Source organism: Altererythrobacter sp. CAU 1778 (assembly GCF_054482795.1).
Genome location: NZ_JBTLRP010000001.1, coordinates 89,351 through 104,472 on the forward strand (window position 1 = coordinate 89,351; position 15,122 = coordinate 104,472).

The 15,122-nt window shown below is 64.8% G+C and carries 1 protein-coding gene; it reads right to left on the reverse strand.

Annotated elements, in window-relative coordinates:
• The coding region (locus ACXYN8_RS00475) for an Ig-like domain-containing protein (RefSeq protein ID WP_458887302.1) at positions 1-14,937 on the reverse strand (14,937 nt) is incomplete at its 3' end.
• Between the last annotated feature and the right edge of the window lie 185 nt (positions 14,938-15,122).

The window sequence follows — 15,122 nt, forward strand, 5'->3', positions numbered from 1 at the left end:
GACCGGGGTGACCCCGATCGTGACGGTCGCGGTCGAGGTGCCGCCGTTGCCGTCGCTGATCGTGTAGGTGACCGTCGTGGTGCCGTTGAAGTTGGCATTCGGCACGAAGGTGATGGTGCCGTCAGGATTGATCGTCACCGTGCCATCGGGCGAGCTGGCGGAGACGACCGTCAGCGGGTCGCCATCGGCATCGCTGTCGTTGCCCAGCACATCCACGGTGACCGGCGTATCCTCGTCCGTGGTGGCGACGTCGTCGGTGGCGACCGGCGGGTCGTTGACCGCGGCAATGGTGATGGTGGAGGTCACCGTGGAGGTGCCGCCGTTGCCATCGCTGATCGTATAGGTGACGGTGGTGGTGCCGGTGAAGTTCGGGTTCGGCACGAATGTCAGCGTACCGTCCGGATTGATCGTGATCGTGCCGTCCGGCGAGCTGGCGGCAGTGACCGTCAGCGGGTCGCGATCGACGTCGGTGTCGTTCGCCAGCACATCGAGCACCAGCGGCGTGTCTTCCGTGCCGGTGAAGGCATCGGCATTTGCCACCGGCGGATCGTTGATCGGGGTGACCGCGACCACTGCGGTGGCCGTGGCGGTGCCGCCATTGCCGTCGCTGATGGTGTAGGTGATCGTGTCCGTGCCATTGAAATCCGGATTCGGCGTGTAGGTGATCGTGCCATCCGGATTGATCGTCACCGTTCCGTTGGGCGCGCTCGCGGAGATGACGGTGAGTGCATCGCCATCCGGATCGCTGTCGTTCGCCAGGACCGGGATGGTGACCTGGCCGTCTTCGTTCACCCGCGCCGCATCGTTCACCGCGACGGGCGGCGGATTGGTGGCGGTGAAGGTGAAGCTGGTGCTGACCGTCCCGCCGTTGCCGTCGCTCGCCGTGACCGTGATGGTATAAGTGCCATCGCCGTTCGGGCCGCCGATGGAGGCGCCGCTATCCAGCGTTCCCGAAATGACGCCCGTCGCCGGATCGATCGTCAGCCCTGCGGGCAGACCGGCGGCCGAGAAGGTCAGCGGATCGCCGTCCACGTCGGTGAAGCTCGACGCGGTCGGAATCGTGATCACGTCGGCATCGTCGCCGCTGGCGGCGGGAAGCGGCTGCACCACTTCGGGCGCGTCGTTGACCGGGCCGACATTCACCGTGACGGTCTGCGTGACGAAGCCGCCATTGCCGTCCGAAACGGTGTAGGTGATCGTCGTCGGACCGTTGAAGTCCGGCGCCGGCGTGAAGGTGATGGTGCCGTCCGGGTTGATCGTCACTGTACCGTCGGGCGAGGTCGCCTCGACCACGGTCAGCGGATCGCCATCGACGTCGCCGTCATTGGCCAGGACGTCGATCGTCACCGGCGTGTCTTCGGGCGTGGTGGCCGTGTCGGGCTGCGTCACCGGGGCATCGTTCACCGGCGCGACCGCGATGGTCAGGATTGCGGTATCGGTGCCGCCATTGCCGTCGGTGATGGTGTAGGTGACCGTCGCCGTGCCGTTGAAGTCCGGGTTCGGCACGAAGGTGATGGTGCCGTCCGGATTGACGGTGACAGTGCCGTCCGGCGAGGTAGCCCCCGTGACGGTCAGCGCATCGCCATCGGCATCGCTGTCGTTCGCCAGCACCGGCACCGTCAGCGTGCCGTCTTCCTGCATCGACGCGCTATCGTCGAGCGCAACTGGCGGGTCGTTGACCGGCGTCACGGTGACCGCGACCGTGGCGGTTGCGAAGCCGCCGTTGCCGTCGCTGATGGTGTAGGTAATCGTCGCCGGGCCGTTGAAGTCCGGGTTGGGCACGAAGGTGATGGTGCCGTCCGGATTGATCGTGACCGTACCGTTGGGCGAGGTCGCGCCGACCACGGTCAGGGGATTGCCATCCGCATCGGTGTCGTTCGCCAGCACCGGAATGGTGACCGGCGTGTCTTCCGCCGTGGTCGCGGTATCGTTCGCCGCGACCGGCACATCGTTGACCGGATTGACCGTCACCGCGACCGTGGCGGTGTCCGTGCCGCCGTTGCCATCGCTGATGGTGTAGGTGATCGTCGCCGTGCCGTTGAAGTTCGGGTTCGGCACGAAGGTGATCGTGCCGTCCGGATTGATCGTCACCGTTCCATCGGGCGAAGTCGCGGCAGTCACTGTCAGCGGATCGCCGTCGACGTCGCTGTCGTTGGCGAGCACGGCGATATTGACCGGCGTGTCTTCGTTGGTGGTAGCCGTGTCGTTCGTGGCGACCGGCGGGTCGTTCACCGGAGCGACCACGATCGTCGAGGTGACGGTGGACGTGCCGCCGTTGCCGTCGCTGATGGTGTAGGTGACGGTGGTCGTGCCGTTGAAGTCAGGCGCCGGGACGAACGTCAGCGTTCCGTCCGGGTTGATCGTGACCGTGCCGTTCGGCGAAGTCGCGGCCGTAACGGTCAGCGGATCGCCATCCACGTCGGTATCGTTGCCCAGGACATTGAGCGTCAGCGGCGTATCTTCAGAGGCCGAGAAGGTTTCCGGATTCGCGACCGGCGCGTCGTTCACCGGCGTCACCGTCACAGCTACGGTCGCGCTGTCGAAGCCGCCGTTGCCGTCGCTGATCGTGTAGGTGATCGTGTCGGTGCCGTTGAAATTGGCGTCGGGCGTATAGCTGAGCGTACCATCCGCATTGATCGTCACCGTGCCGTTCGCGGCGGTGGCGGAAACGACCGTCAGCGCGTCGCCGTCCGGGTCGTTGTCGTTCGCCAGAACTGCCACGGTGGCAGGCGTATCTTCCGCCGTCGTCAGCGTATCGTTCGCCGCGACCGGGGCGGGGTTGGTGACTGTCCAGGTGAAGGTGGAGGTCACGGTGCCGCCATTGCCGTCGCTGGCAGTCACGGTAACCGTGTAGATGCCGCCGCCGACCTGGCTTGCCGCCGGGTCGATGGTGCCGCCGACGATGCCGGTGACCGGATCGATGGTGATGCCTGCCGGCAGGCCGGTGGCGCTGTAGCTCAGCGTATCGCCGTCAACGTCGGAGAAATTGCCCGCGACGGAGAAGGAGACCGCGTCCGCATCGGCATTGGTGCGGCTGACCAGCGGCGCATCGACCACCGGTGCGTCGTTGACCGAGGCGACCGTCACATCGACAAAGGCCGTGGAGAAGCCGCCCTGACCATCGCTGATGGTGTAGGTCACGGTGTCGCTGCCGTTGAAGTCAGCATTCGGCGTGTAGGTCAGCGAGCCGTCCGCATTGATCGTGACGGTGCCGTTCGGAGCGGAGGCGGAGACCACGGTCAGCAGGTCGCCGTCCGGATCGTTGTCATTGCCCAGCACGTCGATGACGACCGGCGTATCCTCTGTCGTGGAGGCGCTGTCGTTTGCCGCGACCGGGGCGGGGTTGGTGACGGTGTAGGTAAACGTCGTCGACACCGTGCCGCCATTGCCGTCGTCGGCGGTGACGGTGACGGTGTAGACACCGCCGCCCGTCTGGCTGGCATCGGCTGCAATGGTGCCGCTGATGATGCCCGTGGCGGGATCGATGGTCAGGCCCGCAGGCAGGCCCGCCGCGCTGTAGCTGAGCGTATCGCCATCGACGTCGCTGAAGACCGCGGCTGTCGGGATGGAAACGGCGTCCGAATCGCTCGATACCTGATCGGCGATCGTGCCGGCGACGGGTGCATCGTTCACCGATGTGACCGTGACCGTGACCGTGGCGGTGTCGAAGCCGCCATTGCCGTCGCTGATCGTGTAGGTGATCGTATCCGTGCCGTTGAAATTCCCGGCTGGCGTGTAGGTTATCGAACCATCGGCATTGATAACGACGGTGCCGCTGGTTGCGCTGGCTGCAGTAACCGTCAGCGGATCGCCATCGGGATCGTTGTCATTGGCGAGGACCGAAATGACGACCGGCGTATCTTCCGGCGTGGTCGCCAGGTCGTTGGTCGCTATCGGCGCCGGGTTGGCGACGGTCCAGGTGAAGGTCGTGGGGACCGTGCCGCCATTGCCGTCGTCCGCCGTGACGGTGACCGTGTAGACACCGCCATTGGTCTGGCTGGCGTCCGCATCGATCGTGCCGCTGATCACGCCGGTGACCGGGTCGATGGTGAGGCCCGGGGGCAGGCCGATGGCCGAATAGGTCAGCGTATCGCCATCGATATCGCTGAACACGCCCGAAGTATCGAGCGAGACGACATTGGAATCATTGTCGGCCTGCGCGGGCACAGTGCCCGCAACCGGCGCGTCGTTGACCGGGAAGACCGTGACCGTCACCGTTCCGCTGGCGAACCCGCCGTTGTTGTCGGTGATGGTGTAGTCGATCGTGGCCGTGCCGTTAAAATTGGCATTGGGCGTGAAGGTCAGCGTACCGTCGGCCTCGATCACCACGGTGCCCTCCGCCGACGTGGCGGAGACGACCGAAAGCGGGTCGAGATCGGGGTCGGTATCGTTGTTCAGCACGTCGATATTGACCGGCGTGTCTTCGTTGGTGGACGCGGCATCGTCGGTCGCAACCGGGCCGATATTGGCCACCGTCCAAGTGAAATCGGTCGACACCACGCCGCCATTTCCGTCGCTCACCGTCACGGTGACGGTGTAGACGCCGCCGTTGGTGGCGCTCGCGGCCGGGTCGATCGTGCCGCTGATGATGCCGGTAACAGGATCGATGGTCAGGCCGGTCGGCAGGCCGACGGCGCTGAAGGTCAGCGTGTCGCCGTCGACGTCGCTGAAATAGGGCGAAACATCGGCGCTGACGGTCTGGCTGTCGTTGGCGAAGCGATCGGGAATGGTCGCTGCGACCGGCGCATCGTTCACCGGCGTAACGGTGACGGTAACGGTGGCCGTGTCGGTGCCGCCCTGTCCATCGCTGATCGTGTAGGTGATCGTGTCGGTGCCGTTGAAGTCCGCGTTCGGAATGTACGTGATCGAGCCGTCCGGATTGAACACGACAGAGCCATTGGCCGCGGTGGCGGACGTCACCGTCAGCGCGTCATTGTCCGGATCGGTGTCGTTCAGCAGCACGTCGATGAGGACGGGCGTGTCTTCCGCCGTCGTCGCGACATCGTTGTTCGCGGTGGGGGCGGGGTTGTCGACCGTCCAGGTGAAGGTGGTCGACGCCGTGCCGCCATTGCCGTCGCTGGCCGTCACGGTGACGCTGTAGACGCCGCCATTGGTGACGCTGGCATCGGACGCGATGGTGCCGCTGATGACGCCAGTGACCGGGTCGATGGTGAGACCGGCGGGAAGCCCGGTGGCGGTATAGCTCAGCGTGTCGCCGTCGATGTCCGTGAACGCGCTTGCGACGGGTACGGAGACCACATCGGCATCGCTGTCCGACTGGTTGGTCAGCGGTGCGGCGACCGGAGCATCGTTCACCGGCGTCACTGTGACTGCGACAGTTGCGGTGTCGAACCCGCCTTCTCCGTCGCTGATCTGGTACGTGATCGTGTCGCTGCCGTTGAAGTCGGCGTTCGGCGTATAGGTGATCGTCCCGTCGGCGTTGATCGTGACCGTGCCGTTGGCGGCACTGGCCGAGATCACAGTCAGCGCATCGCCATCGGGATCGCTGTCGTTGTCGAGCACGGGGATGACCACCGCGCCGTCTTCCAGCACGGTTGCCGTGTCGTTCGCAGCCACCGGCGGCGGATTGGTGACGGTGATGTTGAAGGTGGTCGTGACGGTGCCGCCATTGCCGTCCGAAACGGTCACGGTGACCGGATAGACGCCGCCGTTCGTCTGGCTCGCGTCGGCGGCGATGGTGCCGCTGATGACGCCCGTTGCCGGATCGATCGTGAGCCCCGCGGGCAGGTTCGTCGCGGCGTAGCTCAGCGTATCGCCATCGACGTCGGAGAAATTGCCCGAGACATCGTAGCTGACCGTCGCGCTGTCCGTGGTCGTCTGCGACGGAATCGCGGTGTCCACCACCGGCGCATCGTTGACCGACGCAATGGTAACGGTGACCGTCGCCGTCGACGTGCCGCCTTCGCCGTCGCTTATGGTGTAGGTGATCGAGTCCGTGCCGAAATAGTTGGCATCGGGCGTGTAGGTGATCGTCCCGTCCGCGTTGATAACGACGGTGCCGTTCGACGCGCTGGCGGAAATGACGGTCAGCGCATCGCCATCGGGATCGTTGTCGTTGAGGAGCACGTCGACAACGACCGGCGTATCTTCGTTGGTGGAGGCGGTGTCATCGTTCGCCGTCGGCGCCGGATTGGTGACCGACCAGACGAAGGTGGTGGAAACCGTGCCGCCATTGGCGTCGCTCGCCGTCAGGACGACGGTGTAGAGGCCGGTGCCGACCTGGCTCGCGGAATTGTCGATCGTGCCGCTGATGATGCCGGTGACCGGATCGATGGTCACGCCTGCGGGCAGGCCGGTGGCGCTGTAGGTCAGCGTGTCGCCATCGACATCGGCGAAGGTGCCGGACAAGTCGTAGCTGACCGCTTCGCCATCGAGATTGGCGATGGCGGGCGGAGCGGAATCGACGACCGGAGCATCATTCACCGGATCGACCGTGACGGTGACGATGGCTGTCGAGGTGCCGCCTTCGCCGTCGCTGATCTGATAGGTGATCGTATCGGTGCCGTTGAAGTTCGGATTCGGTGTGTAGGTGATCGTCCCGTCGGCGTTGATCACCACGCTGCCGTTGGGCGCCGTGGCCGAAATCACCGTCAGCGCATCGCCATCGGGATCCGTGTCGTTGCCGAGCACCGGAACGACGACCGGCGTATCTTCATTCGTGGTGGCCGTGTCGTTGTTCGCCGTGGGGGCCGGGTTGGTGACCGTGTAGGTGAAGGTCGTGCTGACTGTTCCGCCATTGCCGTCAACCGCCGTGACCGTCACGGAATAGACGCCGCCCGCCAGCTGGCTTGCGGAATTGTCGATCGTGCCGCTGATGATGCCGGTGGCCGGGTCTATGGTGAGGCCGGCCGGCAGGCCGGTGGCCGCGTAGGTCAGCGTGTCGCCATCGACATCCGAGAACGAACCCGACACGTCGAGCGACACGACGGCCGCGTCGACGCTGGTCTGCGCGGCAATTCCGGTCGTGACCGGCGCGTCGTTCACCGGCGTGACGTCGATCGTGATGGTCGACGTGGAGGTGCCGCCGTTGCCGTCGCTGATGGTGTAAGTGATGGTGTCGGTGCCGTTGAAGTCGGCGTCCGGCGTGTAGATCACCGTGCCGTCGGCGTTGATCGTGACCGTTCCATTGGCCGCGATGGCGCTGGTGACGGTCAGTGGATCGCCGTCCACATCGGTATCGTTTACCAGCGGTGCGATCGTGACCGGCGTATCTTCCGCCGTCGTCGCCGCATCCGGGTTCGCTACCGGCGGATCGTTGACCGGAACGACGGTGACGGCGACCGTCGCCGTCGCGGTGCCGCCATTGCCGTCGCTGATCGTGTAGGTGATGCTGGTCGTGCCATTGAAATTGGCATTGGGCGTGAACACGATCGTGCCGTCGGCATTGATCGTGACCGTGCCGTCCGGCGACGTGGCGGCGGTAACGGTCAGCGGGTCGCCATCGACATCGGTGTCGTTGGCAAGCACGCCGATGGTGACCGGCGTGTCTTCATTGGTGGTGGCCGTGTCGTCGCGCGCGACCGGCGCATCGTTCACCGCCGTGACGGTCACGGTGACGCTGGCGGTCGAGACACCGCCATTGCCGTCGCTCATCTCGTAGACGATCGTGTCGGTGCCGCTGAAATTGGCGTCGGGCACGTAATTGATCGTGCCATCCGGGTTGATCGTGACGGTGCCGTTGGCTGCCGTTGCGCTGGTGACGACCAGCGTATCGCCGTCGGGATCGGTATCGTTTGCCAGCACATCGATATCGATGGCCGTGTCTTCCGCCGTGGTCGCCGTATCGTTGACCGCGGTGGGGGCCGGGTTGGTGACTGCCCAGATGATGGTCTGGCTGACAGTTCCGCCATTGCCGTCGTCTGCCGTGATGGTGACCGAATACTGCCCGTCGCCAGCAGGACCGCCTTGCGATGCCTGATTGTCGATGGTGCCGGTGATCAGGCCGGTGGCCGGATCGATGGTCAGACCGGCGGGAAGGCCGGTGGCGGTGAAGGTCAGCGTGTCGCCATCGATGTCGGAGAAGAAGTCGCCCGTGTCGACGGAAACCGCCTGCGCATCTTCATTGACGATGTTGCCGATCGGTTCCGAAACCGGAGCATCGTTTACCGGTGTGACGTCGACCGTCAGCGTCGCAGTGGCGATGCCGCCCTGGCCATCGGAGATGGTGTAGGTAACCAGCGCTTCGCCATTGAAGTTGGCCGCAGGCGTGAAGGTCAGCGTACCGTCTGCGTTGATCACCACGGTCCCGCCGGTCGCGCTGGCCGAGGTGATCGTCAGCGGGTCGTTGTCCGGATCGCTGTCGTTGGTGAGCACGGCCACGGTGACCGGGGTATCTTCCGCCGTCGTCGCCGTGTCGTTGACTGCCACGGGCGGTACGTTCTGAACCGTGTAGATGAAGGTCGTGCTGACGGATTCGCCGCTCGGATCGGTCGCGGTGACAGTGACGGTGTAGGGCCCGTTCACCGAAGTGTCGCTGCCCAGAACGCCGCTGATCACGCCGGTATCCGGGTCGATCGTCAGTGCCGGGGGCAGGCCGACCGCGGTAAAAGTCAGGTCGTCGCCATCGACGTCCGTGAAGGATCCGGCCGTGGGGATGGTGACCGCTTCCCCATCGTCCCCGTTCTGGTTGGGGATGCCCGTGGTCGTCGGTGCATCGTTGACCGGCGTGATGGTGATGTCGACCGTCGCAGTCGAGCTGCCGCCTTCGCCGTCACTGATGGTGTAGACGATGGTGTCGGTGCCGTTGAAATTGGCATCCGGCACGTAGTCGATCGTTCCGTCGGCATTGATCGTGACCGTGCCGTGGCCCGCGAATGCGGACGTGACGGTCAGGTCGTCGCCGTCCGGATCGACGTCGTTCGCGAGGACGGCGATGTTGGTCGGCGTATCCTCGGCAATGGTGATGGTATCGTTCGCTGCCAGCGGGGCGATATTGTCGACCTGCCAGTCGAAGGTCAGGCTGTCGGTGCCGCCGCGTCCGTCGGTCGCGGTGACGGTGACGGTGTAGGCACCCCCATTCACCTGGCTCGCGGAATTGTCGATCGTACCCGAGATGACGCCCGTGGCCGGGTCGATCGTCAACCCGGCAGGCAGACCGATGGCCGTGTAGGTCAGCGTGTCGCCATCGGCATCGAAGAAGGCTGCGCCCACCGGCAGGCTAATGACGTCCGAATCGCCGTTCGCCTGGTCGGCGATGACGCCCGTCGCAACCGGCGGGTCGTTCACTTCGCCCACGGTGACGGTGACCACGGCGGTGCTGAAGCCGCCTTCGCCGTCGCTGATCTGGTAGGTGATCGTATCCGTGCCGAAGAAATTGGCGTTCGGCGCGTAGGTGATCGTGCCATCGGCATTGATCACGACCGTGCCGTTGGCCGCGGAGGCGTCGGTGACGGTCAGCGTATCGCCGTCGGGATCGGTATCGTTGGCGAGCACCGGGATGACCACGGGGGTGTCTTCAGTGGTGCTGGCGCTGTCGTTATTCGCTGTCGGTGCCGGATTGGCGACATTGAATGTGACGGTCTGCGTCACCGTTCCGCCGTTGCCGTCGTCCGCCGTGATCGTCACGGTGTAGACGCCGCCGTTCACCTGGCTGGCGGAATTGTCGATCGTTCCGGTGATCAGGCCGGTGGCCGGGTCGATCGTCAGCCCGGCGGGCAGGCCCGCGGCGGAGAAGGTCAGGTCGTCGCCGTCGACGTCGCTGAAGAATCCGCCCGTTGCCAGCGCAACCGGGGCGGCATCGCTGACGTTCTGCGTCGGGATCGGATCGGCCACCGGATTGTCGTTGACCGGCGTAACGGTGATGGTGGCCGTGGCCGTTGCCGTGCCGCCTTCGCCATCGCTGATGGTGTAGGTGACGGTAGCCGTGCCGTTGAAGTTTGCAGGCGGCGTATAGATCAGCTGGTTGCCCACGACGGTCGCCTGACCGACCGAGGCCACGACGGAGACGAGCGTCAGCGCGTCGAGATCCGGATCGCTGTCGTTCGCCAGCACGTTGACGGTAACGGGGGTATCTTCCGCCGTGGTCGCCGTGTCGTTCACGGCCACCGGCACGGGGTTGTCGACGGTGTAGGTGAAGGTCTGCGTGGCGGTGAGGCCGCCGGGATCGGTCGCGGTGACGGTGACGGTGTAAACCCCGTCGCCCAAGGCGCCGCCCTGGCTCGCGGAATTGTCCAGCGTACCGCTGATGATGCCGGTATTGGCATCGATAGTGAGGCCGGCGGGCAGACCCGCGACCGTGTAGGTCAGCGTGTCGCCTTCCGGATCGGCGAACGCGCCCGAAGTGTCGATCGGGGCGATCGTCGTCGCATCGAGCGAGCTTTGCGCGGGCAGCGAGCCGACCGATGTCGGCGTATCGTTGACCGGCGCGACGGTGACCGTGACCGTCGCGGTGGAGGTACCGCCTTCGCCATCGCTGATGGTGTAGGTGATGGTATCCGTGCCGTTGAAGTTCGCGTTCGGCGTGTAGGTGACCGACCCATCGGCATTGATCGTGACCGTGCCATTCCCGGCCGAGGCCGCGACGACGGTCAGAGTGTCGCCGTCCGGATCGGTGTCGTTCGCCAGCACCGGAATCGTGACCGGCGTATCCTCGTTCGTGCTCGCCGTGTCGTTGTTCGCCGTGGGCGTCGGGTTGGTGACCGTCACCGGGATGGTCAGCGTCGCGGTGCCGCCATTGCCGTCGCTGGCGGTGATGACGACCGAGTAGCTGCCGCCGTTCACCTGGCTGGCGGAATTGTCGATCGTACCGGAAATGACACCGGTGGCCGGATCGATGGTCAGACCGGCGGGCAGGCCCGTGGCCGAGTAGGTCAGCGCATCGCCGTCGGCATCGCTGAACTGGGTTGCGACGCTGATATTGACGACCTGGCCGTCGATGGCGGTCTGCGCGCCGACGGGCGTTGCCACCGGCACATCGTTGACCGACGTAACGGCGACCGCGACCAGCGCGGTAGACGTACCGCCTTCGCCATCGCTGATGGTGTAGGTGATCGTATCGCTGCCGAAGAAATTCGCGTTCGGCGTATAGGTCAGCGAGCCATCGGCATTGATCGTGACGGTGCCATTGCCCGCCGAGGCCGCGGTTACGGTCAGCGCATCGCCATCGGGATCGGTATCGTTGGCGAGGACCGGAATGGTCGCTGCGGTGTCTTCCGCGGTGGTCGCGCTGTCATTGGTCGCAGTCGGAGCCGGGTTGGTGACCGTCAGCGGCAGCGTTGTGCTGGTCGTGCCGCCCCGCCCGTCGTTGGCGGTGATGACGATGTTGTAAACGCCGCCGTTCACCTGGCTGGCGGAATTGTCCAGCGTTCCGGAAATGACGCCGGTGGTCGGATTGATGGTCAGCCCGGCGGGAAGGCCGGTCGCGCTATATGTCGGCGCGCCGCCGTCGACATCGGTAAACAGGGCTGCGGCGTTATAGCTGTAGATTTCGGCATCGACCGCGGTGTCCGCGGCAGGCGCAATGGCGACGGGTGCATCGTTCACGGGGATGACGTCGATGATCGTCGTCGCGGTGCGCGATGTCGCCAGCCCGTCATTCACGGTGACATTGATGACCCGGTCCACGTCGCTGGGGTTCTGCGACGTGTTGTTGAATTGGATCGCCTGAATGGCTGCCGTGTAGTCGGCCTGCGTGGCATTGCCCGACAGCGACACCGTGTTGCCGCTGATGGTATAGGTGATGCCGCCCGCGAGGGTGCCGGTGGCTGCCGCAGAACCGTTGACCAGCAACTGGTCGCCAGCCTGCGCGTTCGTCAGCGTGATCGAGGCGGATTGCAGGTTCGCGTTGTCGAAATCGGTGGTGAACGCGTCGACGTCGGCAATGGAAACCGGCGCGCCGTCTTCGGTGAAGGCGGTCGTGTAGTTCAAGGTCTCGTTATCTACGAAGACCTGGAAGTCGTCCCACACCAGGCTGGTGCCGCTGCTCACCGCGTAGAAATATACGCGTACGGTGTAGGTGGTGTTGGGGTTCAGCTGATACCCGTCGGGAATATCGTTGAAGCGCCCTTCGTAGGCTCCGCCGCCTGCCACGCTCGCCTGGTAATCACGTACGAGGATATTGGACGTCGCGAAGCCGTCGGACGAAACCTCGATCGCGATCTGGAAGCCGGGTGCGGGTGCGCCGCCCGGGAAATTGCCCCAGTCGGCGCTGTAGAACGCCGTCAGCAGCGCGCCGGGAGAAATCCCGGCTGCCGTCGTGAAGGTGTACTGAAGGTACTCGCCCTCGGCGCGAGCTTCCGAATAGGTCTCGCTCGTCACGCCGCCGATCACGGCGACCGAGTTGTTGAGGTTGTAGGTAAGGCCGGGGCCGGGGGTTTCGTTGCCGCCAGACGCGATGACCGTCGGACCGGTGATTTCCGCCGCCGGCGAATTGGCAGTGTTGTGAGTCCAGCCCACGCCATTCACGAAGGAATTGGGATCGTCGCCGTTCAGATCGACCTGCGGCGGCACGTTGCCGACCTTCACGTCGATGTAGGAAAACGCGGTGTTGGACGAATTGATCGCCCGCCCATCCGTGCTGTCGCGCGAAGTCACGGACACCACGCGCTGCACGGTGCTGGGAGCAGCCAGCGTGTTTTCGTAACGAACCGTGTTCAGCGCGGCCTTGTAGGCGTCTTCCGTCGCCGAGCCGGTGAAGATGATCTGCGTGCCGGTGTTGGTATAGGCGATGCCGTTCACGGTACCGCTGGTGGCGGTGGAGCCGTTGACCAGAAGGCGGTCGCCCGCCTGCGGATTGGTCAGCGTAATCGTCGTTCCGCTGAGGACGTCTGTCGCATCGCCGTTCAGCACCGAGCCCGCTTCGATAAATTCGAGCAGGCCGGATCCCGGAACATAGGTGTTGTAGCGATCCTGCTGGTAGACCTGCACATTGTCGACGATCAATCCGGCGGTATCCGCCGCGCCTGCGGAGATGCCGGACAGGGACCCCAGGCTCTGGATGCGGATCGTGCTGTTGGCGGAATCGGCGGTGAAGGTCGCGCCGAACGCGTTCCACTGCGCGCCTGTCGTGAAGGTGCCGATCGACACGCCGTTCACGAGGATTTCGAAGCGATCACCGATATTGGCATTGTTGCGGGTAACGGCATCGAGTTCGATGACGTAGTCGCGCCCGGCGACCGTGGTGATCGTCTGCTGGATGTAGGACGCGCCGGTTCCGCCTTCCACTTCGATGAAGAAGTCACCGTCGGTCGTCTGCGGGATGCCGTAGCCAGCTTCGTTGTTCGTGATCTCCAGCGGGCCGTTCGACGTCCACGGCGAATTGCCATTCTCGAACGAACCATTGGTGATCAGATTGTCCTGCGTCAGCGCGACAGAGGGGGGCGAATCGTCGAGCGACCAGCCCAGTTCCACGCCGTCGCCCACGCCTTGTGCGCCGGCCCGCGTGACGTTGAACGTCACGGAGGTGACGGTGCCATTGACCTGCACCGCGCCCGAACGGTGGAACTGGTCGGTCGCTGGCAGGCTGCCCTGCGTCACGATCCGGCGCTGGAAACTGTTCGTGGTGGTATCGAACTGGTCTTCCCCGCGAACTTCGGTGAGCGTCTGACCGCTGGCGACCGTCCAGACCGAACTGTTGGTGTTTCCGCCCGACACGCCACCAAGCGCGCCGACGTTGAGGATGGGATTGGCGATCGCTTCGCTGAAGGTCACGATGACCTGACCAGCGGTGGCGGAATTGTTCCAGATGAAGCCGAGGCCGGTCGCCGCGTTGTTCACCGTTTCGCGCGTCGTGTTGAAGCGGAAAGGCGCCGCGGTGACGAAGGTGTTGAAATCGCCGCCACCGTCGACGAACTGCATCGTCACCGTCACGCCGTCGATCACCGCGCGGTAGGTCTGGTTGCCCAGATCGAGCCAGCCGCCGCTGTTGGTCAACTGGAGAAGACCGGCATATTCGGTCGAGATAAGCGTCGTCGCCTCGATCGTGCCGGTGCGGACTTCCAGATCCCAGTCACCGCCCAGGATGATGTGGCCGGTGCCGTCGTCCGATGCGGCGACGTCCGCGCTGGTCACGGCGGCGAAGGCGTCGATGAACTGCTGGCCCTGGGCGCTGTCGCTGACATCGCAGCCGTAGATCAGGATGTCGCCGTCCGCAGACATCTTCGATCCGATCAGGGCGAGGCTCTGCGCCAGTTCGCCGGTGACCGTGTCGGTCATGAACCACGTCGTGCCCATGACGAAGGTGTTGGACGCACCGTGGCTGACGAAGTGAATCGCCTCGATCTCGGTCTGACCGGCAAGCGCGGCCAGGATCTGGTCCATCCCGTCCTGCGTGCTGTCGATGATGACGACCTTGCCCTGATCGGCCCAGGCCTCCGCCAGCGCTTCGTATCCTTCGACGCTGCTGTCGATGAAGATGAAAGTGTTGCCGGTGCCCGCGATCGCCGCGCCGCCGTCAAGCGTGTCGACTGCGATACGTTCGGGCGCCAGATCCTGCGTGCTGCTGGCGCTGGACGGATTCGTGGTGTCGAGCGCGGTCTGACCTTCGATCAGGTCGCCGGTGGCCGGATCGATCCGGACGCGGTCCATGCTTTCGCCGGGGAAAGTCAGGAAGCGCGATGCCGGATCGCTTTTGTCGGGTGCGGAGAGCGGAGCCAGTCCGTCACGGCTGAGGAAGCCGGCCATGGCAACAGGCCGGGTGCCGGGCGCCATCTGGCTGTGCTGGAACAGGTCGCTTTCGAAGGCGGAACGATAGGCAAGGGCCGGGGCGGCATGACCCGGATCGGGCAATGTGAAATCGACCGCGGCATCGGCGTGCGCGACGGCGTTGACCGCCACTTCGGCTACGGTCGCAACCGCGGCACCGTCGAACATCATGCGCGGTTCGAGCGCCAGCAAGTAACGGCCGGAGGCGCCCTTGCGGGTCAGCTCCGCGCTGCGATTGTTGTCCGAATTGTCCCGTGCGGGAGATGTGCGATCCATTATGCCCTAGCCCTCCGGGTATGGCGGACAATTATGAAGCGCCCACCCCACCTGTTTGGTTCAGCCGTTGCATTTGCTGCCTTTCGGCAGGATTAACTCCGGCATGTACCCCAGTGGCACACTCTAATGCGGAAAGCGTTAACACCACAGTAGGATTGCTTAATTTTTGCCGTTTCTCGACGAAA